Genomic DNA, 25,295 nt, shown 5'->3' with positions numbered 1-25,295 from the left:
GAAAATATTCCTCCAATAAATTATGATGTATTAAGCTTTAACTGTTACTTTTTTTAAGTTAACTGTTGCCTCTTCTGAAGCCCCTTGTTTAACCTTTTTAATAAAGAAAGAAAGTAGTAAGCCAAGAATCCCTATTCCGACAATCACAAGATAGGCGTCGTTAATTCCATTTATTGAAGCTTCTTTTATAAGTTGAGCTTGAGTTAAACCTTTAGAAGCTGCAGTAGGAATTAATTCTTGTATATGTGTTTTTGTACGATCTGTCATAACTGTAACTAGAAGTGATGTACCAACTGCTCCAGCAACTTGGCGAATTGTATTCGTAATTGCTGTACCGTGTGCATTTAATTGCTTTGGTAGTTGATTTAAACCAGCAGTCTGTATTGGCATCATCATTAATGCCATACCGATTCGGCGTCCTGTGGACATTAGAACTAGAAAAGTGTAACTCGTCGAGTCCGTTAGGTTTGTAAAGCCAAGCGTTGTTGCGATTGTAATAATCATTCCTACTATTGCTAGCCATTTAGCACCGACACGGTCGAATAATCTACCTGTAACTGGCATAAGGAATCCCATTACTAATGCACCTGGTAATAGTAGAAGACCAGACTCAACTGGTGTGTACCCTCGAGCATTTTGTAAATATAGAGGAAGTAACATCATATCTGCATACATTACCATCGTAACTGCAACATTAATAACTGTTGTTAATGAGAACATACTAAACTTGAATGCACGCAAATCAAGTAAAGGATTTTGCGAAACCAATTGTCTCCATGCGAAGAGTACTAGTGACAATACGCCAATAACAATCGTACTAATCACTTCTGAATTTGACCAACCTAAACCTCCAGCACGGCTGAATCCATAAAGCATTGCACCGAAACCAATTGTAGATAGTGTAACGCTAAGAAGATCAAATTTTGTTTTGATACGATCAGATACATTTCGTAAATAAATGAAACCCAGTACGATAACAATAATCGCAAATGGAATCATCCCGTAAAACATCGTCTCCCATTTGTAATTCTCCATAATATAGCCTGCAAGCGTAGGACCGATCGCCGGTGCGAAAATAATCGCTAAACCTACCATCCCCATTGCTCCTCCACGTTTTTCTGGTGGAAATAGTGTCAAAATAACGTTTGTTAGCAATGGCATAATAATACCCGCACCTGCTGCCTGTATTAAGCGTCCCGTTAACAATACTGGAAAATCAGTCGCTAGTGCAGAAACAATGGTCCCTGCTAAAAAAATAATCATAGATGCTTGAAATAGTTCACGTGTAGTAAATCTTAGCATCAAATAAGCAGTTATCGGGATTAACACACCATTTACTAGCATGTATCCCGTTGTTAACCATTGCGCTGTTGCTGCCTTTATATGAAAATCAACCATTAACTCAGGAATTGCAACACTCATAAGCGTTTGGTTTAAGGTTGCAATGAAGGCACCTAAAATCAAAATGAACATAATAGGACCTTTTTTTATCGAATTTGTGTCTGAAACAGAATTTTTACTCAATCCCCCATCAATCCTTTCTCTCTTTATCATGGACATAATTTACAAAGTGTTTAATAATTAACATGATATAAATTACATTATAATTCGTTAGTTCATTCTTACAACCGACAATAATTGAAGAAATGTATTGTAGTTATCACACTTATTAGTTCTGTAGTTAAAACCAAACATAATAAACACATTTAAAAAAATTGTAAATTTCATGGAAAAGGTGATTTGATTTGAAGGATAAAACAAAAGTAGATCCTAGGATCATTCGTACGCGCCAATTAATTAAAGACGCTTTTATCGAACTACTTCAAGAGATGGATCTAAACAAAATTACAGTTAATCGAATAGCCGATCGTGCAACAGTTAATCGAGTAACATTTTATCTTCATTATCGTGACATACAGGATATGATGGAGAATATGGCTTTGGAAATGGGTGAGAGGCTTGGACTTATTATGAGGGGTTCAACGACCCTTAAGTCTATAGATGAAACTGACTCAGTGCGACTTCTAAATCTACTTGAACATATAGCGGAGAATGCAAAGTTTTATAAAGTAGTTCTTGCTTCTACTAAAACGCCAATCTTCACAGAGCAATTATTAAAAATCATTACTGAAACAATCACAAAAAGAAGAGAAATTGATTCTTTACACATTAAGACGGATATTCAAAAGGATATTATTATTTGGTACGGGTCATCAGCACTGATTGGTACAATTGTATCTTGGTTAAGAAATGACATGCCTTATACTCCTCAATATTTAGCTAAGCAGTTATCTTTGCTTTTTAGAATTGGTAATAAGATCGAATAAAAAACTGTAAGCCAATTTGCTTACAGTTTTTTGTATGGACCATCCTCCTCCTACCTTTAACTCGAAAATCGACAAATTTCCTACTATTATAGAAACCTTTTGAAATAATACAATTTTGCACACATGGTCTTCCTAATAAATGTAATTAATTGAAGAATAGATAAATATTGTGTAATCAGCCCTATTTCACTCTTCATTTTCTCTTAAATTTATCGTAATTTTATTTTTCCTTAACATATCTTTAAGTATTACTTCACATACTATACGGCTTTTCTAAATATACTATTTTTGTTGTTAAATGTAGAATTTTAGTATTAGGCACTATTTTTAACATCCTGGAATGGGAGGAGGACTTAGTTATGTATGAAGGAAAAATCATTAAATTTTATCGAGAAAAGTACAAACTAACACAAGAACAATTAGGAAAAAACATTTGCTCCGTTACCCATATTAGTAAAATAGAATGTGCACAGACAAAGTACGCACCTGAAATTATAAATTTATTATCCAAAAGACTTGGAATTGATATGGAATTAGAAGTAGCTAATTTTATGAATATAAAACAACGATTACTTCACTGGCATGATGTAATTATTATGCAATTATTTGAAGAGATGGATCAAATTTACTATGAATTTGAAATGGAAGAATTAATTCAAATCTCGGAATATAATGATATGTATCAGTTACTAAGAGCGAAATATTTTCTTGCACATAGTAAATGCAATGAAGCATTTAAAATCATAAAAAAGCTACAAAAAAAAGAAGACAAATTAGCTCCTTATGAAAGAAACTTATTGAAGCATATTTTAGGAATCTATTCATTGGCGAAGCAAGAATATGGTAAAGTAATCCAAATTTTAAAGTCCATCGATAATACAGTATATAAAAACCCTGAATTTTATTACCATTTAGCATCCGCTTACCATACATTAAACGCTCCTGTGTTAGCCTATTATTATGCTGAAAAATCTCATCAATTTTTTAAACAGATCAATAACTATCTTAGAGTTATTGATGCTGAAATGTTAATGATTATTCAAATTCAAGGTGACACTTTAGATGAAGAGATTATCAGTCGTTTTAAAAATTTGATTAGAAGCTGCGAACTATGTAATGCACCTGATCGAAAAGCAAAAGTCTTGCATAATTTAGCCTATGAATTTTACAGAGGTAAAAATTATAAGGAAGCAAGAAAGTATTATAAAGACTCTATGTTACTGAAAAATTCAGAATCTTTATCCTATTTATTATCATTAGAGGGTTATATCCGAAGCTCTTTTGAAGACGGTTATTCTAACCTAGACGAATTAATAAATGATGCTGAAACTGGATTGTTCATAGCGAAAAAGAATAATTATATTTTATATATCCATTTATTCAAACTTTTACTTTATCTATTAAAATCTAAAGAAAAAGAGTACTATAATTATTTAAATAATAAAGCGTTACCAATGTTTATTAAAAATGGTTTTACTTTTTTAGTGGAGCGTTCTAAGAAGGAATTATTTAATTATTATAAAAAGATGAATTTAAATGAACAGGCAATGGAAATTGCGCAGTTAATCGTAAATGCATAAGAACTTATATATATAATTTTAATAGGCTACTATTTACAGATAAATGCTGGTCCTCACACTGAGGACCAGCTTATGATTTTTTCCAGGAGTTGCGAAAATGAACTTTAAATGAAAAAAAAGACAAGAATACTTATTTTGTATGCTTGTCTTTTTTTATTTTTAAGGGAAAGATTGAAATTTGAAAAAATTAGTCATTTTTTAAGTAGGGAGTATTTAGAAATTCTTACCAGCAAAATACTTTTAACATTATATTTATACGGATAAACAATGAAAAAGAAACCTTTTATGTCTAACTCCCAAAAATTCTATTCATTTCTCTAGCTTGACTTATCCGAAACAATCTTATAAATTCACGATTGATAAATCGCCATAGCTTACTATCTAATTGTTCTAATTAAAATTTAAAATAGGTTATTTTTATCTATAAATGAACGTACTAAAAATGAACCATATTTAATAAAACTATATTTAACTGCAGTTACTCCTAAATAGAAAAACCTCTTAAAACACTGATATATCAACGTTTTAAGAGGTTTAGAATTTATAATTTTAAGCATAAAAAAACCACCAAACAGTATGTATTGGTGGAGACGGTGGGAGTCGAACCCACGTCCAAGAATATCGGCACTTAAGCTTCTACGAGCGTAGTCACTGTATTAGAATTTCGCATACCATTTGGCCCAATGACAGGCTTCCTGATAGCTAGTCTGATTAATCTCTTCCATTCCCCTCAGACGGCGAGGTCCGGCGTAGCCCACTAATGAGTGAACCCCTCTAAGCTATGCACATGGGCGATACATAGGAGGAGCCTTTAGTGCAATTAAGCAGCTAAAGAGAAATTGTTGTTTTTGCCAGTTATTGGCTTTTGCGTTTTAACGAGGCCGACCCCTCGACTCGCAACTTAAGCTCGAACTACCCCTGTCGAATCCGTAACGTCCCCATATAAAATGCTCCCAGAACTTATTCAGATCTGTTCGCTATGAGTGACTTACGAAGCATAAAGCAAAGGCTTCATAATTTATAAAAACTGAACATCGTTCAATTTGTGTTGCTGATTAACTTACAAACTTATTATAGCATATCCTACTCAAGTTGCAATTAACAATTGTTTCTAAAAGAAATACAGAATTCCAATGCTTCAACATTTATCCAATTAGATTCGCTGACGATCTCTGAATGCACGCTCTACTTCACGTTTTGCTTCTTTTTTCTTTAAATCATCACGCTTATCATATTGTTTCTTACCTTTACCTAATCCAAGTAATAGCTTAGCATAGCCATTTTTTAAATAGATTTTTAAAGGTACTAATGTATAACCTGTTTCCTTTGTATAACCGATTAACTTCACGATTTCTTTATTATGTAGTAGTAATTTTCTAGTACGTAATGGCTCGTGATTGTAACGGTTTCCTTGTTCATATGGACTAATATGCATATTATGAAGCCATACTTCTCCGCCTTGAACACGTGCAAAGGAATCCTTTAAATTAGCTTTTCCAGCACGTAATGATTTTATTTCAGTACCTTGCAAAACGATACCTGTTTCATACGTTTCTTCGATAAAGTAATCATGATACGCTTTTTTATTTTGAGCAATTACTTTCCCTTCACCTTTTGGCATAAATAACACCTCTCTATCTTTACTTATTTTACCATAAATTATGTTTGTATACATAAAGCAGTGGACAATTTTGTCCACTGCTTTTTACTTACTATCGTTTTTTATTACCTTTTGCTACTTTTTCGTAGAAAGGTTTGTTCTTTTTACTCTTGCTTTTGCTTTTCGTAGGATTAAAACGATCATCGCGTTTATTTCTCGATGATTTTCCGCCACGTCCGCTTTCTTTCTCTTCATTTCGAGGTGAAGAACTATCTCCACCTCTTCCACGAGAACGGCCACTGCGAGAGCTATCTCCATTTCGATCAGAAGAACCTCTGCCGCGTCCACCTCGTCCTCTACCGCCACCAGAGCCGCCGCCAAGATTAACTGGGCCTTTACCGCCGCTTCTACGAGGTTTGTTCGATTTCATGCCAACAATTTCAAAATCGATTGCTCGTTCTTCTTTATTAACGTTAACTACTCGAACAGATACTTCATCACCAATTCTGAAGATTTTCCCTGTTCTTTCACCAATCATAGCGTACGTACGCTCGTCATAGTTATAGTAGTCATCTGATAAATCAGCAACTCGAACTAATCCTTCAATTGTATTTGGTAGTTCAATAAACATACCGAAATTTGTTACAGAGCTAATAATACCTTCATACTCTTCACCAATTTTATCAAGCATGTACTCTGCTTTTTTCAAATCATCGGTTTCTCTTTCTGCTTCAACTGAGCGACGCTCCATATTGGATGCATGCTCTGCGATTGCAGGTAATTTATCATCCCACTCACGCTTTGTCTCATTATCCATTTTTCCTTCGATTAAATATTTACGAATTAATCGATGAACAATTAAATCCGGATATCGACGGATCGGCGATGTGAAATGAGTATAATACTCCGCTGCTAATCCAAAATGGCCAAGATTATCCGCCTCATATTTCGCTTGTTTCATTGAACGAAGCATAACTGTTGAAATGACTGTCTCCTCTGGTTGCCCATGAACCATATCTAGAACTTGTTGCAACGCTCTCGGGTGAATATCATTTCCAGCACCTTTTACTGTATATCCAAAAGATGCAATAAATTCAAAGAATCGTTGTAATTTTTCTTCTTTTGGATCCTCATGAACACGATACATGAACGGTACATTTAGCCAATGGAAATGCTCAGCAACTGTTTCATTAGCTACTAGCATAAATTCTTCAATTAGTTTTTCAGCAGTTGAACGCTCGCGAATGACGACATCAGTTGGATGACCATCTTCATCGACTAATACTTTTGATTCTTTAAAATCAAAATCGATTGCTCCACGAGTCATTCGTCTATTACGTAAGATTTTCGCTAACTTGGCCATTTCCTCAAACATTGGGATTAACGGTTCGTAACGTTCATGTAATTCAGCATCTTGCTCATCTAATATTTTATTTACATCGCTATATGTCATTCGTTCAGTTGTTTTAATGATACTTTCAAAAATTTCATGCTTAACAACTTCACCTTTTTGGTCAATTTCCATTTCACATGAAAGTGTAAATCGATTAACTTTTGGATTTAATGAACAAATTCCATTAGACAAACGATGTGGGATCATTGGTATAACTCGGTCAACCAAGTAAATACTTGTTCCACGATCATGAGCTTCTTGATCAATCGGTGAGTTATCAGTCACATAGTATGAAACGTCTGCAATATGTACCCCTAACTTGTAATGACCATTTTCAAGCGTTGTTACTGTAACAGCATCATCTAAGTCCTTTGCATCCGCTCCATCTATCGTTACAATCTGTTCATCTCGAAGATCGCGGCGAGTACCTATCGCTGATTCATCAATCTCATCAGGTACAGCATTTGCTTGATCCATTACTTCCTTAGGGAATTCTTGCGGTAAATCAAACTTATGAATAACCGATAGAATATCAACACCAGGATCATTTTTATGTCCTAGAACTTGAACTACAATACCCTCTGCATTTTTCCCATTCTCAGGAAACTGAGTAAGCTCTACAACAACTTTGTGACCTTCCACTGCGCCTTGAGAATTACTCTTTGTTATAAAAATATCGCTTCCGAATCGCTTATCATCAGGAATAACGAAACCGAAACTTTTCTGAGCCTGGTATGTACCTACCATTTTCGTTTGACCACGTTCAACAATTTTTACAATTGTCCCTTCTCTACGTGCATCACTTTTTTCTTTTGTAATACGAGCTAAAACGATGTCTCCATGTAAAGCACCATTTAAATCTGATGGTGAAATAAATACATCCTCTGCCCCTACTTCTTCTGGAATGACAAACGCAAAGCCTTTCGCATGGCCAGTTAATTTACCTCTAACTAAATTAGATTGATCAGGTAAACTGTATTTATTATTTCGAGAACGTACAATATACCCCTCATCTTCTAACATAACGAGCGTTTTTACTACTTCTCGGAAATCACTTGCATCAGTTAACTCCATAGCCTCTTCAATTCCTTGAATATTTAAAGGCTTATAATCTTCACTTTTCATCAATTCCAATAATTTTTCTTTCCATTGTTGATTCATTCTTTTCCCTCCTTTTTCTTACTGTTAAAGGGTATTTAATTTAAGTTTGTCCAGAAAGATTTCATTCTACCATTCCAATTCATTAAGAAATGCTAGTACATCTTCATGTAACATGTCCTTTTCCTGTCCAAGCGTAATAACATGTGTTGAATTTTCGTACCACTTTAATTTTTTCTGATCAGATTGCACTTCATTATAAATAATATTTGCGCTGTCCGTATTAATCATCTCGTCTACAGTAGATTGAACGACAAACGTTGGTGCATATACAGTATCAACATTTTCACGCACTTCTTTTATTAATCCTTGAAGAGCTTTTAATGTATTCATCGGAGTTTTTTTAAACTCTTCCATTTCTACTTCAATTTGTTCAGGAGATTTCCCTTCACGTTTTTTAAACTCTCTTGTGTAAGCTAAGACACCTTCATACATAATTTCTTCACTTTTTATGTACATTGGCGAACACATTGTGACAATTCCATTCAAAGGAACAGTATAACCTAGCTTTAGTGCAAATACTCCTCCTAAAGATAGACCTACCGCTGCAATTTTTTGATGTCCTTTATCTTTTAAAAATTGATACGCTTCCATTACATCCTTCCACCAGTCCTCTGGTCCAGTATGAACAAGCTCATCTGGTGGTACACCATGTCCTTTATAGTGCGGTGCATGACAAGTATATCCTTGTTTTTCTAAAAAACGACCAAGCATACGAACATCAGCAGAATGCCCTGTAAACCCATGTAATAATAAAACTGCTCGATCTCCACCTTCAAACGTAAATGGCTTCGGCATTGTTACTCTCATATATACTCACTCCAAAACTTTTCTATCCATTTTTCTTTCGTTACTTTTATATTATCTATAAATGATTTTGTTTATTTAAATTAATAATCGACATCTTCAATATAAATAATGAATAATAATTTTTAACTAATTTTACGTAAAGAAATTGTTCTTTTATTTTACCTTTCAATTCAATAATTTACCAATAAACAGTTTTTTTAATTAACTAGTTATGATTTAATGAAAGGTGTGGTAATAATAATGTTGGTCATTAACCAACAAAGGGAGGATACGTTATGTTTAATAATGTTGAAGAATTTATTACTGAATGGAAAATGGAAGAAGCAAACACCATCAAATTACTAAATGCTATGACAGATGAATCACTAGATCAATCAATAGGTGAAGCTTTTAGTTCATTAGGAGAATTAGCTTGGCATATAACAACAGCAATTAAAGCGATTATTTCACAATCAGGATTACAATTCGAAGCATCTATGAGCAAAGAAGAAATGCCTGCAACTGCAAAAGAAATTACTGAAAAATACGCAGAAGCTAGTAAAGCTATGGTTGAAGCTGCACAAAAAGAATGGAAAGAAAAAGATTTAAATCAAATCATTAACGCTTTTGGATTCCTTGAAATGCCTATCCATGCATTACTACGCATGGCAATTTCGCATCAAACACATCATCGTGGCCAAATGACTGTATTAATGCGACAAGCTGGGCTAGCTATTCCTGGAATGTACGGTCCAAGTAAAGAAGAATGGGCTGCAATGAAAGGTTAATATTCAAAGGCAACCTAAAATACTTAGTCTACATACTCAGACGACCTAAATTTAGGTTGTCTTTTTTATTTTCTCACAAACTTAATACAGCATTTTTTTATAATTTTAACAAAATAAAAAGCCACCCTTTTAGGCAGCTTGTTTATTACAGTTTAAAATATGTTACAGCAATCGTTAGAATGAAGAATAAAACTGCTACAACAACTGTTATTCTTTGTAAAACTAGTTCAAAACCACGAGCTTTTTGCTTGCCAAACAGTTGCTCAGCACCACCAGATATCGCACCTGATAGGCCGTTACTTTTACTAGATTGAAGTAGAACTAAAACAATCATAAGTACTGAAACAATAATTAAAAGTACAGATAAAAACGTATGCATTTCTTCACCTCCACAGTAAAAAGACTGTTACTTCCTATTCTACTATGAAGAATACTATACTTCAATATGAGAGTACAACACTTATTTAATGATTTAGTATAGTTTCTTCTATCCAAGTTTTTACATCTTGATGAACTTCATCTTTATTGGTTTCATGAAGCATCTCATGGCGACCTTCTTCATATAATTTCAACTTTACATTTGTACATCCAATCTCTTTATATAACTCATAAACTTTCTTTACACCGTCACCATTTTGACCAACTGGATCTTTATCTCCAGAAAAAATAAAAATTGGCAATGAAGTTGGTGTCTTCTGTATTTCCTCTTTACGATGTATAATTCCAATCCCTTTCAACAGTTCGCGATAATAACTTGCAGAACAAATATAACCACAAAATGGATCTTTTATATAACGATCAATCTCTGCTTCGTCTCTTGTTAACCAATCATATTTTGTTTTAGGAAACTTAAAATGATTATTGAAGTTTCCAAAAGTTAAAAAGTCTAAAATTTTACTTCTCTTATTGGCACCAATTAAAAATGCCTCTGCGCTTGAAATAAAGACCCCTAATTTTCTTAGTATTCCTGGATCGTATCCAGTTCCAGAAATAATTAGTCCATCGTATAGTCCTCCATTTAATTGAACTACTCGTCTGCTCAAATAAGATCCCATACTATGTCCAAATAGTATTAAAGGGATATCCTTTACTTCTTTTCTAATCATCTTACTTATAAAAATGATATCTTTAGCAACTTCATCCCAACCGATTTCTTCACCAAAAAATCCTAGATCATCTTCAATCGCCGCCGTTTTCCCATGACCTCTTTGATCATGAATAAAGACTGCAAACTGATTATGAACTAAATATTCAATAAATTTATCATAAGCTCCACCATGCTCTGCCATTCCATGTACAATTTGAATCACAGCAATTGGTTCAGCAGGAATATATTTTCGCAAATAGATTTTTGTTCGATCTTTCGCCGAAATTAATCCTTCCCAATTAATCATTTTTATGCCCCTTCATCTCATATGTTGTAAAAGAAACTAATAAGAAAAAACAAATGAAATAGATTATTTCTAATCGTATGTATTTAAATGTAAATTCATCACCTAATAATCTCCAAAAAACAATTACTATTGAAACAATTACAATAATAAATGGAAGTAAATATGTTTTTATAGTATACCAAATAAAATCTTTTAAGTATGCGAAAAAGTTCATAATTCTCCTCCCAACTAATTGCCATTCATATCCTTAATTCAATACTAATCCAAATTTCCTAATTCTATAGGTTAATTTTTAACATTTTTTCATCTATTTGATGAACTTTTTATGTCAAAGTTAAGCTCATTTTTGGGATTTTTAACTAATCAAGTTTTTTATTGATGTTTGATTTGAGATAAAAACAGGATGAATGGGGGATTCGAAATGAAAAGAGGCATACAAACAATTTTAAGTCTTGTCCTTGCAATTGTGATGCTTGTCTTATTTGTCATTTTTTTTATAAGAGACGATTCTTATCGATATCCAATCGCACTAGGTGGCTTCATTTGTGCACTAATGCCACTAATTTTAGATAAGTTTTTTAAAATTCGATTTGCATTTCCGTTTATACTCTCTTATTTTGCTTTTTTAATAGGGTCCCTATGTCTTGGTTCAATGCTTAGATTTTATAGTTTAGGCTGGTGGGATACGTTTTTACATTTTCTAAGTGGCACGCTAGTCGCGTTTTTAGCAATTGATTTAATGGGAAAATTAACAACCAAACAGTCTCGGAGTGAGATGTCAGCTGGCTTCGTATTTTTATTTGTTTTTGCATTTGGAGTATTCTGTGGAGCATTATGGGAAATTTGGGAATTCAATAGCGACCAATTTTTTGGAACTAATACTCAAGGCGGAGGTAACTTTGATACAATGACAGATATAATCGCAGACTCAATTGGAGCACTCATTATTGCATTTTGGTTTGCTAGAAGGTCGAAAAAAAATAAAAATTAGCATGAAATATAAAAAAGAGAAGGACAAAACCTTCTCTTTTCTTTATTATTCTTCACCATCCCACACATTATATGCCAAATTAAACAATTCACTCTGACTATTATATTTCTCTTTCCCAATGCTTTTCACATAATGATAAATACCATTTTCATCTTGCTCACGTGCCTTTGCTGTATCAAAGAGCATCATAAGTAGAATATTCATAATTCGCTTTTTTAAATGATCAGCGAAGATTGGAAAAAAGATTTCAACTCGTTTTTCCATATTACGTGTCATTAAATCCGCAGAAGATAAAAAGATTTTCTGTTCTCCGTTATGATAAAAATAATAGATTCGACTATGCTCTAGAAATCGACCAACGATACTAATGACACGAATATTTTCGCTGACACCTTTTATTTGAGGACGCAAACAACAAGTTCCGCGAACAATTAAGTCAATCTTTACCCCAGCTTTAGATGCTTCATATATCTTCATAATAATTTGCTTATCAGTTAAAGAATTCATTTTAGCAATTATTCGTCCATTTCCATACTGTTTATGAAATGCAATTTCCTCATCGATCATTCGAATAAAATCATGACGAATACTATACGGAGCGACCGATAAATGCCTAAAGTCAGGCTTCTCCATAAATCCACTTAAGAAGTTAAAAAAATTTGTAGCATCTATTCCGATTTGTCGATTAGCAGTCATTAGTCCCATATCTGTATAAATTTTTGCAGTTGCATCGTTATAGTTACCAGTACCCAAATGGACAAACCGCTCGATTCTTCCATTCTTTTTACGAACAACAAGTGTGATTTTACTATGCGTTTTTAAATGAGTCATTCCATAAATAACATGACAGCCCGCTTTTTCTAATTCCTTTGCCCAATGTACATTGTTTTCTTCGTCAAAACGAGCTTTCAACTCTACAAGAACAGTTACTTGTTTACCATTTTCCGCTGCACGTTTTAATCCTTCGATAATTGGAGAATCGCCACTTACTCGATACAAAGTTTGTTTAATCGCTAAGACGTCTGGATCATTCGCTGCATCTAATACAAAATCCAATACTGGTTCAAATGATTCGTATGGATGATGAAGCAATATATCTTGTTCCATTATTTTGCTAAATATATCCCCATCGGATTCAAAATCATGTGGAGGCTGTGGGATTAATGTTTCATACACTAGATCCTCTCTATACTTTTCTAGTTCCTTATAAAAACTAAATAAAAATGTTAAATCTAAAGGACCATCAAGCTCATATATATCTTTTCCATGTACGTCGAGCTTTTCTAATAAGTAATTTAGAATATATTCGCTTGCGCCTGGTGGTCCAATTTCAAGTCGAATCGCGGAACCCCATTTACGTTTTTTCAACTCTTTTTCTATTTCAAGAAGTAAGTCTCTAGCCCCTTCTTCATGAATTGTCAAATCAGCATTTCTAGTAATTCGAAACTGCGCTACTTCTCGTACTTTAAAACCAAGAAACAAAAGATGTATGTATGCAGTAATCGCATCTTCCAATAAAATATAACAATGCTTTCCATCAAGTGTAGGTATTGATATAAATCTTTTTAATAAAGAAGGTACTTGTACAATCGCAAATTTATTACGCTTTTCTTCTTCCTCTGCCAGATCTTCTAAATAAACAGCTAAATTTAAACTTTTATTTAATAACATTGGAAAAGGTCTATAAGCATCGATTGCCATTGGTGTTAGAACAGGAAGTACTTGCTCTTCAAAATATTTTTCTAAATAATTTTTTTGTCGATCACTAAGTTCATGATATTTTACAAGATGAACATTCTCTTGTTTTAACTTTGGTATTAATGTTTCTCGGAAAGTTTTATATTGCAAATTTACTAGTTCATGACCAGCTGTTGATATTTGTGAAAGCTGCTGTTTTGGTGTTAAACCAGCCTTATTTTCTGGCTTATTAAAACCAGCTTTTACTTGATCCTTTAACCCCGCAACGCGTACCATAAAAAACTCATCTAAATTCGAGCTAAATATAGCCAAAAATTTCAAGCGTTCAAGCAGGGGATTAGTTTCGTCCAATGCCTCTTCTAAAACACGTTCATTAAACGCTAGCCAACTTAATTCTCGATTATTATAATATTGTGGATCTGCTAACTCTATATTTCTACCACTATACTCTTTTGTCGCTATCATCATTTACACCCTTTTTGAACATATTCTAGAAATACGATCTCTTTATTTTTTAATTAATATCTACACAATAATCCTACAATAATAAAATTTACCTATTATTAACGCTATGTTAATAAATTGTAAAGATATGAAAAAAATGTTAATTACTGGCAATTTTTAATTAAAATAAAAAAGCACAATCTGATTACTCAGATTTGTGCTTTTCAAAATAGATATATGCCGATTTATTAAATAATTTTTCTAATTGTTTCTTATGCTTCTCAGATTCAATTTCTTCAACTGTTGCATCCTCAATACAGTTAAGCTTTATAATCAGATCACCATCGTTCATTTTAAACTCAATATTCTTCACTACTTCTCTTTTTGATGCGTTTAGACTATTAGCGTATTTTAAAAGAATCCCTAAAAAGCGTAGTTTTTTTAGTTCATCCGCTGTAAACCATTCAAGAAACGGTTTAACATATTGCTTAAAACTATTTTTATTTTTATATGAAGCTATTAAGGCAATTTTTATGCGATCTTTATGGCTCAATCCTTCAATTGTACGATTAGATAATATATAGAATGTATGCTGACTACTTGATTCTTCGTCTATGTATTGTCCAATATTATATACCCGTGCTGCTAGATTTAGATCTAATATATTTCCAGACTTTATTTGATTTAAATTGTATAAATTAATTTGCTCGACTAATTGGTTTACTAAAAACTTTATATGATTTACGTGATCTATATTTACTTCATAGTCTTTCTCTAAATCAGTAAAACTTTTTTCTACTACACTAGGAAGTAACTTTTCTCCGTTTAAGATAAACTCTTCCATAAAGATTCCATCTCTCAAACCTTTATTACTTAATACAAAGCTCTTCGCATTAACAATTGAATAAAGCTCTTTAAAGACCTCAATTGCAGGGAGAATGATATCAGCGCGATCTTTTGATAGACCTTCAGTTCTTAAAATATGATCAAATTCTAATGAAGAGAGATATTTTTTTATAAAGTTTATTTCTTCAAAATTCATCTCATATTGATGAATACCTGTAATAGGGTAATTAACCAAACTTTGATGCATTTGCACTACATTCCGGGCACTTCCTCCTATTGCGACAATCGGAACTTGCTTTTCTCTGAGCCAATCTAAAGAAGCAAATTGCTTTTGTATAAATTGAGTAAGTTGTTTCATTTCTTCAGTTGTTGGAATATTACTTGATACAAAGTCGTGTTTTAAAGATAATGCTCCAAAGGGGAAACTATGAAAATGGATCATTTCACGGTTTCTAAAATATGTTACCTCTGTACTACCTCCACCAATATCAATTGTAATTCCCTCTTGTATTGGAGTAGAATTTACAACAGCAAGAAATCCATAGTATGCCTCTTCATATCCAGATAAAACGCGTATTGTAAAATCAGTATTTTCAGTAACTAGTTGAATTATTTCATCTTGATTAACAGCTTGCCTAATTGTCGCAGTTGCTACACATTTTATTTCACTAATTTTATGATAACGAGTGATTTCCTGAAACATTAAAAGGGTATTAAGTAGTACTTCCTTCCCCTCAGTATCCAAGAATTCTTCATCAGTTAAATACTTCCGTAACCGGGCGACAGTTTTAATATTCTCAACTTCTTTTATTCGACCACTTTTACTTTGTTCATATATAACAAGTCTTATTGTATTTGAACCAATGTCAATGATGCCGTATTTCTCCTTCATGTTTCTCACCCTTTATCTCAATAATTAGTAGACTATTTGGTTCTTCCATTATATCAATATATAGGTAAGTAATAACCTTCTCTTTATGAAAAGGTACTTTTGGCACATTTAACAAATGAAATTTTTACACAAAGAGGCCTTCTTCAGATTTCCGCTCTAAGATGCTTTTTACATTAAACAAAAAACCTGACTATCTTTAACAGAGTAATCAGGTTTTATTTTAAAATGACTTAGTTTTATGATTTTGCTTCAACTGCTACATTTTTCATCTTAAACATCGGAACCATAATCAATATTCCAATGATGAATAGTACCGCTGAAAGTTGATAAATAGTAAATAAAGAGAATTGTTCTTTTAAAACGCCTGATAAGCTCATTGTAATGACCATAGAGCCCATAAATAATGGAGTTAATATACCGTTCACTCTACCTACAAACTTTTCATCCGTATTTTTTAAGATAATTGTATTAATTCCAATATGAAGTGCAGGCATAAATAGCCCTATAAAGAACTCGGCTAATAGCGTAAGCCAGAATAATTGAGACCAACCTATTACAAAAATTCCGATAGCATTGACAGCCATACCGATTAATAATAAAACATGCGGTGCCAGTTTATTAGAAATTACCATAATCAGGCCACCCCCAATAATCATAGCCGCACCATTTGCTGCGAACAACCATTGTAAATAATCTTTATCTAGTCCTAATCGTTCAGTAACTAGAAAAATTGCTAATGGATGAATAAAACCGATACCTAGTCCTGCTGCTGCAAAAACCCCGCCTAAAAGGACTAAAATTTTTCTTGTCCAAACATATTGAAATCCTAGTTTCATCTCTTCCCATAAAGATGAAGCATGATCAACTTTTTCCTCTTCCTGATCTTTAGGTAACTTTGTTAATACTAGAGCTGATAAAAGAAAAGCAATACCTACTATACCCATCGATACAAACATTCCAGCTTGTTGAAATACAAATGTTCCTAATACAGGACCTAATATCATAAAGATCGCCATCATTGTTTGAAATAAGGACATACCAGCTTGCATTTGCTCCATTGGTACATGAACCTTAAATAACTTCATATTAGATGGCTGTGAAAACTGTGACAAAATTGCAGAAACCAATGTTGCAAAAAATACGAACTTCCAAGTCCCATACGTTAGCGCTAGAAGTATAACAAAAATTGAAGCCGCACTTAAAAGATCGCACCAAATCATTGTACGCTTTGGTTTCCAACGATCTGCAAAAGTACCACCGATAAATGAAAAGATAAAAATAGGTGCAAACTCAGCAACTGAAATAAGTGACACAGCTGTAGCATCGCCATTCGTCTTTTCAACAACAAATAATAAAATTGCAAAATTACGAATCCAAATTCCGACTTGGATAAACAAACCTGCCGTAAGAATCGTCTGAATAAAGCGATTTTTTAGCAAGGAAGCCATTGAAGGATTTGAAGGTGTTGAAGTAGTTATCGTCATTTTTTCCTCCTCTTTTTTCAATTACTTGAAAACAAAAATTGTATAAAAAATTTACAGTTAACCGCCAAGACAGGAACGTACATTCTTAGTTATCTAGAACATATATTCTTATATTAACATTAAAATCCTTTAATAATCAATCTATTTTTTTTATTTATCTACAGTTAAAAAATGTAATTGAAACTGATCATTGCATATTTTTCAACTAAATTTGTTCACATATCAACTAGTTATTCCTAAAAAAACTCTGCAAGATATAGTCAGAATATCTATGATTAATACTATTTACTACATAAATTAGGAGCAACCAATGAAATTTGCTCTTTCAAACGATTTAATCAGATATTTCAAGTATATTCATTGCTATTATTAGAACATGTAGAATTTGGTATTTAATTAAAAAGAAAAGATTTTAAACTGTGTTTTTAATGCAAAAAAAAGAGAAGGTGACGATCCTTCTCTTTTTAACGTGTCTATAATGGATTATTTTTTTGTTAATGCACTTAGTTTTGATAAAATTATTTTCTTAAGTTGTAGAAAGATTTTAATCCTTGGTATACTGCGCTGTCGCCTAACTCGTCTTGAATACGTAATAATTGGTTGTATTTAGCAATACGGTCTGTACGAGAAGCAGAACCTGTTTTAATTTGACCAGCGTTTGTAGCAACTGCGATATCAGCGATTGTGCTATCTTCAGTTTCACCAGAACGGTGAGAAACTACTGCTGTGTAACCTGCACGTTTAGCCATTTCGATTGCATCGAAAGTTTCAGTTAATGTACCGATTTGGTTAACTTTGATTAGGATTGAGTTTGCGATACCTTTTTCAATACCTTCAGCTAATTTTTTAGTGTTTGTAACGAATAAATCGTCACCTACTAATTGTACTCGGTTACCTAAACGTTCTGTTAATAATTTGTGACCATCCCAGTCATTTTCATCTAAACCATCTTCAATTGAAAGGATTGGGAAATCATTGCAAAGTTGCTCGTAGAAATCAACCATTTCTGCTGAAGATACGCCAGTGCGTCCTTCACCAGCAAGATCGTATTTACCAGTTTCTTTGTTAAAGAATTCAGAAGAAGCAACGTCCATTCCTAAGAATACTTGCTCTCCAGCTTTGTAACCAGATTTATCAATTGCTTCCATGATTACTTCTAAAGCTTCACGGTTTGAACCAAGGTTTGGAGCGAATCCACCTTCGTCACCTACAGCTGTGTTTAAACCTTTGTCATGTAGTACAGCTTTTAGGTTGTGGAAAATTTCAGTACCCATACGAATTGCTTCTTTAAAGCTTTCAGCACCTACAGGTAAGATCATGAATTCTTGAAAGTCTACGTTATTATCAGCATGAGAACCACCGTTGATGATGTTCATCATTGGAACTGGTAATTGCTTCGCATTAAATCCACCAAGGTATTGGTATAATGGTAAACCTAATTCATCAGCTGCTGCACGAGCTACTGCCATAGATACACCTAGGATTGCGTTAGCGCCTAATTTACCTTTGTTTTCAGTACCATCTAGCTCAATCATACGACGGTCGATTGAAACTTGATCAGTTACTTCGAATCCTACGATTTCTTCAGCTAAAATATCATTAACGTTAGCTACAGCTTTCTCAACACCTTTACCAAGGTAACGAGATTTGTCTCCATCACGTAATTCAACAGCTTCATATTCACCAGTTGAAGCACCACTTGGTACTAGTGCACGGCCAAAGCCACCATCTTCTGTATAAACTTCTACTTCAACAGTAGGGTTACCACGAGAATCTAATACTTCGCGAGCATAAACATCAATAATCATTGACATAATAAAATCTCTCCTTTTGTTGCGTTATACGCATAATTAAAAACTTTTTATATTAACTGATCACTTATTTAATAAGTGATTTACCAGTCATTTCTTTTGGAAGTTCTACTTTTAATAAATCAAGAACAGTTGGAGCTAAATCACCTAAAATACCATCTTCACGTAACGTAATACCTTCTTCAGTAACAATAACTGGTACAGGGTTAGTCGTGTGAGCTGTCATAGGTTCACCCTCTGGTGTAATTTCCTCATCAGCATTTCCATGGTCAGCTGTAATGATTGCTTTTCCGCCTTTAGCTAGAATTGCATCAACTACTTCTCCTAAACATTCATCAACCGCTTCAATTGCTTTAATTGTCGGCTCAAGTTTTCCTGAATGTCCTACCATATCTGGATTTGCAAAGTTTAAGATGATTACATCATGCTTGTCTGCGGCAATTTCTTTAAGTAATGCATCTTTTACTTCATAAGCACTCATTTCAGGTTTCAAATCGTAAGTCGCAACTTTTGGCGAGTTAATTAAAATACGTTCTTCACCTGGGAACTCTGCTTCACGGCCTCCACTAAAGAAAAATGTAACGTGTGGATACTTTTCCGTTTCAGCAATTCGTAATTGTTTTAAGTTATTTTGAGCCAGAACTTCACCTAAAGTGTTATCTAGGTTTGTTGGTTTAAATGCTACATAACCTTGTACTGTTTCGCTAAAATGTGTTAAACAAACGAAATGAACATTTTTCGGGAACTTACTTCCACGATCAAAGTCACGGAAATCATCGTTTGTAAATACATTTGAAATTTGAATTGCACGGTCAGGTCGGAAGTTGTAGAAGATGATTGAATCTTCATCACTTATTGTTGCAACTGGAGTACCATCTTCTTTTAACATTACAGAAGGTAATACGAATTCATCATGGATACCGTTCGCATACGAATCTTCAATTAATTCATACGGGCTTGTATAAGTTGGTCCTTCTCCATAAACCATTGCACAATAGCATTTTTCTACACGATCCCAACGTTTGTCACGGTCCATGGAATAATAACGGCCAGAAATTGTTGCAAATTCTCCGACACCATATTCTTTAAACTTTGCTTCCGTTTGATCGATATATTTTTTAGCTGTAGTTGGACCAACATCACGTCCATCAAGGAATGCATGTACATATACCTTTTTCATTCCTTCTTCAGCAGCTAATTTTAATAAAGCAAACATGTGATTAATATGGCTGTGAATACCACCATCAGACAGTAGACCAAAAATATGTAATGCTTTATCTTTTTCTTTTGCACTTTTAATTGCATCGATGAATGTATCATTTTTTTCGAATTCGCCTTCACGAATTGCCTTATTTACACGCGTTAAGCTTTGATAAACAATACGTCCCGCGCCAATATTTAAATGACCTACTTCAGAATTACCCATTTGTCCTTCAGGTAGACCTACTGCTTCACCGCTAGCAGTTAATTGTGCGTGAGGATATTTATTCCAATATCTATCATAATTTGGTTTCTTCGCTTGTGCAACAGCATTTCCAAATGTTTCATCACGCAAACCAAATCCATCTAGGATAATTAACGCTACTGGTTGTTTACTCATTACTTAACAGCCTCCAATAATGCAAGGAAAGAAGCTGGTTCTAAGCTTGCTCCACCTACTAACGCACCGTCAATATCAGGTTGAGCCATATATTCTTTAATGTTTTCAGGTTTTACACTGCCGCCATATTGTACACGTACAGCTTCTGCAACAGTTTCATTATAAAGGCTTTCTACAACATCACGAACAAATTTACATGAATCTTGTGCATCTTTTTCTGTAGCAGATTTTCCTGTTCCAATTGCCCAAATTGGTTCATATGCAATGACTAAATTCTTTACTTGCTCATCTGTAAGACCTGCAAGATCAGCTGTTAATTGAGTACGGATAACTTCCTCAAATTTGCCACCTTCACGTTCTTCAAGCGTTTCGCCACAGCAAAGAATTGGTGTAAGTCCATGTTCAAAAGCTTTTTTTGTTTTACTATTAATAAACTCATCTGTTTCGCCATAATATTCACGTCGTTCTGAATGTCCAATAATAGCATAAGTTACACCTAAATCTTTAAGTGCTACTGGGCTAATTTCTCCAGTATAAGCTCCACTATCTTGATTACTTACATTTTGAGAACCAATTTTTAATTCAGTTCCTTTTACACCATATAACATAGGTGCGATAAATAATGCAGGAGCACAAACTGCTGAATCTACTTTATCAGATGATGGAATGCTATTTTTTACTTCTTCAACGAATGTCATCGCTTCGTTAAGCGTCTTATTCATTTTCCAGTTACCTGCGATAATTGGTTTACGCATGAGAAACACCTTCCTAACAATTGGTAAGACATAACATCTTACTCTATTTCAATTACTAAATATTGTAAAGCTATTCGAATTATTTATCGTTTAATAATGCAACTCCAGGAAGTTCTTTACCTTCCATAAATTCTAATGAAGCACCGCCACCAGTAGAAATATGGCTCATTTTATCTGCTAAGCCGAATTTTTCAGCAGCAGCAGCTGAGTCTCCGCCACCGATAATTGAGTATGCGTCAGAATCTGCTAATGCTTGTGCCACACCTTTAGTTCCCTGTGCAAATTTATCGATTTCAAATACACCCATAGGTCCATTCCAAATGACTAATTTAGAGCTATTAATGACATCTGCATACAGAGCAGTTGTTTTTGGTCCAATATCAAGGGCTTGCCAATCTGCTGGAATGCTATCAATATCAACCTGTTGTGTATTAGCATCTTCACCGAATTTGTCAGCAATAATTGCATCAATTGGCATATAGAATTTAACGCCTTTAGCTTCGGCTTTTTGCATAAATTCATTTGCTAAATCAATTTTATCTTCTTCTAAAAGAGATTGACCAATTTCATAGCCTTTAGCTTTTAAGAATGTATAAGCTAGACCGCCACCAATAATTAAGTTATCTACTTTATCTAATAAGTTTTCAATTACACTAATTTTATCTCGAACTTTCGCTCCACCGATAATAGCTGTAAATGGGCGCTCTGGATTAGAAAGTGCTTTACCTAAAACGCTTATTTCTTTTTCCATTAAGAAGCCAGCTACCGCAGGAATAAATTTAGCAATACCAGCAGTTGTAGCATGTGCACGGTGTGCAGCACCAAAAGCATCATTTACATATACATCAGCTAAAGAAGCAAATTCTTTTGCTAGAGCTTCATCATTTTTCTCTTCGCCTGGGTAGAAACGAACGTTTTCTAATAATAAAACATCGCCTTCGCTCATTTTGCTAATTTCTTCTTGAACTTTTGGTCCGTATGCTTCATCAGTTTTAATAACGTTTTTACCTAATTTTTCACTTAAACGTGTAGCAACAGCATTTAAACGCATATCTTCATTTACTTGTCCTTTTGGGCGTCCTAAGTGAGATGCTAAAATAACTTTTGCTCCATTTTCTATTAAATACTGAATCGTAGGAAGAGCAGCACGAATACGAGTATCATCTGTTACTTCACCATTTGCCATTGGTACGTTGAAATCTACACGGCAAAATACGCGTTTCCCTTTTACATCGATGTCATGTAATGACTTTTTGTTCATAGTAGGTGCCTCCAGTACTGTTTTTATTCATCCATTCAATTTCACTGGTCGATCCGTCTCATACAAAGTCGTATCTATTCTGTGATATTGTCACCGCAATTTTAACAGATTATGTACATCAATTGGAATTTATTTCTAGAGTATTTTTTAATATTGTGTTGGATTAGTGACAAAAGAGGATTTTTATCAAACAAAAGAGGGGAGGAAAATCCCCTCGCCCTCATATTAATTTTTATTAAAATTATAGACCTTTTGAAGCGATGTGAGCTACTAAGTCAACTACACGAGTTGAGTAACCAGTTTCATTATCGTACCAAGAAAGGATTTTAACCATATTGCCTTCCATAGTCATTGTAGATAATGCATCGATTGTAGATGAGTTTGAGCAACCGTTATAGTCGATTGATACTAATGGCTCTTCAGAATATCCTAAGATACCTTTTAATTCTCCTTCAGAAGCAGCTTTAAATGCAGCATTTACTTCTTCAGCAGTAACTTCAGCATTTAATTCTACTACTAAGTCAACTAAAGATACGTTAGCAGTTGGTACACGTACAGCACCACCATTTAATTTACCTTTTAATTGAGGTAATACTAATGAAACTGCTTTAGCAGCACCAGTAGTTGTTGGGATCATGCTCATTGCAGCAGCACGTGCACGACGTAAATCTTTGTGTGGTAAATCTAGAATTTGTTGGTCATTTGTGTAAGAGTGAACAGTTGTCATCATACCACGTTTGATACCGAATTTTTCGTCTAATACTTTAGCAAATGGAGCTAAACAGTTAGTTGTACAAGAAGCATTAGAAATTACATTGTGGCTAGCAGCATCGTATTTGTCATCATTTACACCCATTACGATCGTGATATCTTCATTAGAAGCTGGTGCAGAGATGATAACTTTTTTAACTGATCCACCTAAGTGTTTTTCAGCATCTTTTTTATCTGTGAAACGACCAGTAGATTCTACTACAACTTCTACTCCGTAATCGCTCCAAGGTAAAGCTGCTGGGTCACGCTCAGCAATTACTTTAATTTCGCTTCCGTTTACAACGATTGAATCGCCATTAACTGCTACTTCAGCGTTTACTGAACCGTGAACTGAATCATATTTTAATAAGTGAGCTAATGTTTTAGCATCTGTTAAGTCATTAATTGCTACAACCTCTACATTTGGGTTGTTTAAAGCTGCGCGGAAAACCATACGTCCGATACGTCCAAATCCATTAATACCAATTTTAGTTGCCATTTTTAATTTCCTCCTTTTAATAGGTAGAAGCTTTTTTTTATTTTAAAGGGTACATCCTTTAATTAACTCTCTTGCTGCTCCTTCGTCTGTGACGAGGATGTTTACATGACCTTTCTTTAAGAAAGAAGCCATTGCTTTTGCTTTAGAAGATCCACCAGCTACTCCTAGAACATAAGGTATATTCTCCAATTCATTAAGTTGTAAACCGATTGTTCTTACTCTGTAAACAACTTCACCATTTTCATTAAAGTAATATCCAAATGCCTCTCCTACAGCTTCAGATTCAGTTAAGATTTCTAACTGTTCTGATGAAGATTGTCTTCGTTTAGCCATCGTAAATGCATCTCCAATGCCGTGTACGACAATAGAAGAAGATCGAATTAAATTTAGAACCTCTTTTACTCTTGGTTCTTCCATCATAGTTATATAGGCCTCTTCACTAAGTTCATCTGGCAAGTGAAGTAATCGATAATTACCTTTTGCCATTTCAGCCATTTTTGCACAAATCGTATTTGCTTGATTTCTTACTTCTTCACCTAAACCGCCTCGCGCTGGAACAAATAAGGTATTTAGATCTTTAGAATCATCATTCATCATTTCAGCTACGGCAGCTAAAGTGGAACCACCAGTAACAGCAACAATATTATTTGTTTCTATCCTTTGGTTTATACAGCCAACAGCCGCTCGACCCATCTCCTTTTTTACCCAGTCCAGCTCGTCACTATCGCCTGAAACAACGATTACTTCCTTAAGATTAAATGTTTCCTTAAGCAAGTCTTCGATATTTTTCAAACCGAATAGTTCACGCATTGGTTCTTCTAGGTCTAGAAGTAAGCTTAGTCCTTCATCCGTTAATGTCATTCCAGAAGATGCGACATTAATCAGTCTTTGCTCTTTTAATAAAGCAACTTCTGATCTAAGTACTCTTTCTGTCAATCCTACGCTAGCAGACAAATTCCTTCGACCGATCGGCTGCATAATTCGTATATATTGTAGGATTTGAAATCTTTTTTGGATAACGGGTATTAGATCAGGTAATAATTTTTGTTGTAGCTTTAAAATATGGTTCATTTTCATCTCCTCTTTCACAGAGTATTCACTTGGGTCTAAATGTGTCCCACTATGACATATTATGTCCCGCTTGTTTTAAAAAAATTACAGCGTTTTGCAACGTTGTTTTTTTGAACAAGACTTACTCCAGAAGTGAAATAACCCTGCTACATTTATATTGTAAC

20 protein-coding genes and 1 other RNA gene are annotated in these 25,295 nt (G+C 34.0%); 4 read left to right on the top strand and 17 right to left on the bottom strand.

Going from position 1 to position 25,295, the window contains the following annotated elements; all coding sequences use genetic code 11:
* Window positions 1-30: 30 nt before the first annotated feature.
* Complete coding sequence (locus COE53_RS03650; RefSeq protein WP_439097796.1) at window positions 31-1,473, bottom strand: DHA2 family efflux MFS transporter permease subunit; 1,443 nt, start codon at window positions 1,471-1,473, stop codon at window positions 31-33.
* Window positions 1,474-1,745: 272 nt separating this feature from the next.
* On the opposite strand from COE53_RS03650, the gene COE53_RS03645 reads away from it, so the two are divergent.
* Together COE53_RS03645 and COE53_RS03640 are read left to right on the top strand one after the other, a co-directional pair.
* Complete coding sequence (locus tag COE53_RS03645; protein WP_069034911.1) at window positions 1,746-2,327, top strand: TetR/AcrR family transcriptional regulator; 582 nt, start codon at window positions 1,746-1,748, stop codon at window positions 2,325-2,327.
* Window positions 2,328-2,686: 359 nt separating this feature from the next.
* Window positions 2,687-3,907: a helix-turn-helix domain-containing protein gene (locus COE53_RS03640; RefSeq protein ID WP_069034912.1), complete on the top strand. Its 1,221-nt coding sequence runs from the start codon at window positions 2,687-2,689 to the stop codon at window positions 3,905-3,907.
* Window positions 3,908-4,489: 582 nt separating this feature from the next.
* On the opposite strand, the gene ssrA is transcribed toward COE53_RS03640, so the two are convergent.
* The 4 genes from ssrA to COE53_RS03620 all read right to left on the bottom strand — a co-directional run bounded on the left by ssrA (window position 4,490) and on the right by COE53_RS03620 (window position 8,868).
* Window positions 4,490-4,847, bottom strand: a transfer-messenger RNA (tmRNA) gene (gene ssrA, locus COE53_RS03635).
* 213 nt (window positions 4,848-5,060) lie between these two features.
* A complete protein-coding gene (smpB, locus tag COE53_RS03630; RefSeq protein ID WP_025569157.1) occupies window positions 5,061-5,528 on the bottom strand; it encodes an SsrA-binding protein SmpB in 468 nt (155 codons plus the stop codon).
* Window positions 5,529-5,619: 91 nt separating this feature from the next.
* Window positions 5,620-8,061, bottom strand: coding sequence for a ribonuclease R (rnr, locus tag COE53_RS03625; RefSeq protein ID WP_069034913.1), 2,442 nt, complete (start codon window positions 8,059-8,061; stop codon window positions 5,620-5,622).
* A gap of 66 nt (window positions 8,062-8,127) precedes the next feature.
* The gene (locus tag COE53_RS03620; RefSeq protein WP_056469924.1) at window positions 8,128-8,868 is read right to left on the bottom strand and encodes an alpha/beta hydrolase; all 741 of its coding nucleotides are present in this window, start codon (window positions 8,866-8,868) and stop codon (window positions 8,128-8,130) included.
* A 275-nt stretch (window positions 8,869-9,143) separates the two neighbouring features.
* On the opposite strand from COE53_RS03620, the gene COE53_RS03615 reads away from it, so the two are divergent.
* The gene (locus tag COE53_RS03615; RefSeq protein ID WP_069034914.1) at window positions 9,144-9,635 is read left to right on the top strand and encodes a DinB family protein; all 492 of its coding nucleotides are present in this window, start codon (window positions 9,144-9,146) and stop codon (window positions 9,633-9,635) included.
* Between the two features lie 145 nt (window positions 9,636-9,780).
* Here COE53_RS03615 and secG read toward each other — a convergent pair whose 3' ends face one another.
* From secG to COE53_RS03600, 3 genes are all read right to left on the bottom strand, one after another.
* Entirely contained in the window at window positions 9,781-10,014 is a 234-nt protein-coding gene (gene secG, locus COE53_RS03610; RefSeq protein WP_025569105.1) for a preprotein translocase subunit SecG, read from the bottom strand.
* Window positions 10,015-10,099: 85 nt separating this feature from the next.
* Entirely contained in the window at window positions 10,100-11,029 is a 930-nt protein-coding gene (locus COE53_RS03605; protein WP_069034915.1) for an alpha/beta fold hydrolase, read from the bottom strand.
* Complete coding sequence (locus COE53_RS03600) at window positions 11,022-11,243, bottom strand: hypothetical protein (RefSeq protein WP_025569102.1); 222 nt, start codon at window positions 11,241-11,243, stop codon at window positions 11,022-11,024. The genes COE53_RS03605 and COE53_RS03600 overlap by 8 nt, the downstream gene beginning before the upstream one ends.
* Window positions 11,244-11,450: 207 nt before the next feature.
* On the opposite strand from COE53_RS03600, the gene COE53_RS03595 reads away from it, so the two are divergent.
* The gene (locus COE53_RS03595) at window positions 11,451-12,020 is read left to right on the top strand and encodes a DUF2238 domain-containing protein (protein ID WP_025569101.1); all 570 of its coding nucleotides are present in this window, start codon (window positions 11,451-11,453) and stop codon (window positions 12,018-12,020) included.
* A gap of 45 nt (window positions 12,021-12,065) precedes the next feature.
* Here COE53_RS03595 and COE53_RS03590 read toward each other — a convergent pair whose 3' ends face one another.
* From COE53_RS03590 to COE53_RS03550, 9 genes are all read right to left on the bottom strand, one after another.
* Window positions 12,066-14,183, bottom strand: a complete 2,118-nt coding sequence (locus COE53_RS03590) for an RNA degradosome polyphosphate kinase (protein ID WP_069034916.1) — start codon at window positions 14,181-14,183, stop codon at window positions 12,066-12,068.
* 184 nt (window positions 14,184-14,367) lie between these two features.
* Window positions 14,368-15,900: a Ppx/GppA family phosphatase gene (locus tag COE53_RS03585; RefSeq protein ID WP_069034917.1), complete on the bottom strand. Its 1,533-nt coding sequence runs from the start codon at window positions 15,898-15,900 to the stop codon at window positions 14,368-14,370.
* Window positions 15,901-16,136: 236 nt separating this feature from the next.
* Window positions 16,137-17,384 (bottom strand): MFS transporter, encoded by a 1,248-nt coding sequence (locus COE53_RS03580; RefSeq protein WP_069034918.1) that lies wholly within the window; start codon window positions 17,382-17,384, stop codon window positions 16,137-16,139.
* Between the two features lie 518 nt (window positions 17,385-17,902).
* Window positions 17,903-19,198, bottom strand: coding sequence for a phosphopyruvate hydratase (gene eno / locus COE53_RS03575; protein WP_069034919.1), 1,296 nt, complete (start codon window positions 19,196-19,198; stop codon window positions 17,903-17,905).
* 64 nt (window positions 19,199-19,262) lie between these two features.
* On the bottom strand, window positions 19,263-20,795 hold the full coding sequence (gene gpmI / locus COE53_RS03570; RefSeq protein ID WP_069034920.1) for a 2,3-bisphosphoglycerate-independent phosphoglycerate mutase: 1,533 nt from the start codon (window positions 20,793-20,795) through the stop codon (window positions 19,263-19,265).
* A complete protein-coding gene (gene tpiA, locus COE53_RS03565) occupies window positions 20,795-21,550 on the bottom strand; it encodes a triose-phosphate isomerase (RefSeq protein ID WP_069034921.1) in 756 nt (251 codons plus the stop codon). Before tpiA ends, gpmI begins: the two co-directional genes overlap by 1 nt.
* Window positions 21,551-21,629: 79 nt before the next feature.
* The gene (locus COE53_RS03560; protein WP_025569249.1) at window positions 21,630-22,811 is read right to left on the bottom strand and encodes a phosphoglycerate kinase; all 1,182 of its coding nucleotides are present in this window, start codon (window positions 22,809-22,811) and stop codon (window positions 21,630-21,632) included.
* Between the two features lie 241 nt (window positions 22,812-23,052).
* Complete coding sequence (gene gap / locus COE53_RS03555; protein ID WP_069034922.1) at window positions 23,053-24,060, bottom strand: type I glyceraldehyde-3-phosphate dehydrogenase; 1,008 nt, start codon at window positions 24,058-24,060, stop codon at window positions 23,053-23,055.
* A gap of 42 nt (window positions 24,061-24,102) precedes the next feature.
* A complete protein-coding gene (locus COE53_RS03550) occupies window positions 24,103-25,131 on the bottom strand; it encodes a sugar-binding transcriptional regulator (RefSeq protein ID WP_069034923.1) in 1,029 nt (342 codons plus the stop codon).
* Window positions 25,132-25,295 lie beyond the last annotated feature (164 nt).

Origin of the sequence: Bacillus sp. AFS029533, assembly GCF_002585125.1 — a bacterium.
GTDB classification, from domain to species: domain Bacteria; phylum Bacillota; class Bacilli; order Bacillales; family Bacillaceae_G; genus Gottfriedia; species Gottfriedia luciferensis_B.
This window is presented reverse-complemented; position numbering and strand designations above follow the sequence as displayed.

Bases quoted from the DNA above. Each gene is read 5' to 3' on its own strand.
- COE53_RS03650 (WP_439097796.1), bottom strand. From the start codon at position 1,473: ATGTTCATTTTGATTTTAGGTGCCTTCATTGCAACCTTAAACCAAACG.
- COE53_RS03640 (WP_069034912.1), top strand. From the start codon at position 2,687: ATGTATGAAGGAAAAATCATTAAATTTTATCGAGAAAAGTACAAACTA.
- smpB (WP_025569157.1), bottom strand. From the start codon at position 5,528: ATGCCAAAAGGTGAAGGGAAAGTAATTGCTCAAAATAAAAAAGCGTAT.
- rnr (WP_069034913.1), bottom strand. From the start codon at position 8,061: ATGAATCAACAATGGAAAGAAAAATTATTGGAATTGATGAAAAGTGAA.
- COE53_RS03620 (WP_056469924.1), bottom strand. From the start codon at position 8,868: ATGAGAGTAACAATGCCGAAGCCATTTACGTTTGAAGGTGGAGATCGA.
- COE53_RS03615 (WP_069034914.1), top strand. From the start codon at position 9,144: ATGTTTAATAATGTTGAAGAATTTATTACTGAATGGAAAATGGAAGAA.
- secG (WP_025569105.1), bottom strand. From the start codon at position 10,014: ATGCATACGTTTTTATCTGTACTTTTAATTATTGTTTCAGTACTTATG.
- COE53_RS03605 (WP_069034915.1), bottom strand. From the start codon at position 11,029: ATGATTAATTGGGAAGGATTAATTTCGGCGAAAGATCGAACAAAAATC.
- COE53_RS03600 (WP_025569102.1), bottom strand. From the start codon at position 11,243: ATGAACTTTTTCGCATACTTAAAAGATTTTATTTGGTATACTATAAAA.
- COE53_RS03595 (WP_025569101.1), top strand. From the start codon at position 11,451: ATGAAAAGAGGCATACAAACAATTTTAAGTCTTGTCCTTGCAATTGTG.
- COE53_RS03590 (WP_069034916.1), bottom strand. From the start codon at position 14,183: ATGATAGCGACAAAAGAGTATAGTGGTAGAAATATAGAGTTAGCAGAT.
- COE53_RS03585 (WP_069034917.1), bottom strand. From the start codon at position 15,900: ATGAAGGAGAAATACGGCATCATTGACATTGGTTCAAATACAATAAGA.
- COE53_RS03580 (WP_069034918.1), bottom strand. From the start codon at position 17,384: ATGACGATAACTACTTCAACACCTTCAAATCCTTCAATGGCTTCCTTG.
- eno (WP_069034919.1), bottom strand. From the start codon at position 19,198: ATGTCAATGATTATTGATGTTTATGCTCGCGAAGTATTAGATTCTCGT.
- gpmI (WP_069034920.1), bottom strand. From the start codon at position 20,795: ATGAGTAAACAACCAGTAGCGTTAATTATCCTAGATGGATTTGGTTTG.
- tpiA (WP_069034921.1), bottom strand. From the start codon at position 21,550: ATGCGTAAACCAATTATCGCAGGTAACTGGAAAATGAATAAGACGCTT.
- COE53_RS03560 (WP_025569249.1), bottom strand. From the start codon at position 22,811: ATGAACAAAAAGTCATTACATGACATCGATGTAAAAGGGAAACGCGTA.
- gap (WP_069034922.1), bottom strand. From the start codon at position 24,060: ATGGCAACTAAAATTGGTATTAATGGATTTGGACGTATCGGACGTATG.
- COE53_RS03550 (WP_069034923.1), bottom strand. From the start codon at position 25,131: ATGAACCATATTTTAAAGCTACAACAAAAATTATTACCTGATCTAATA.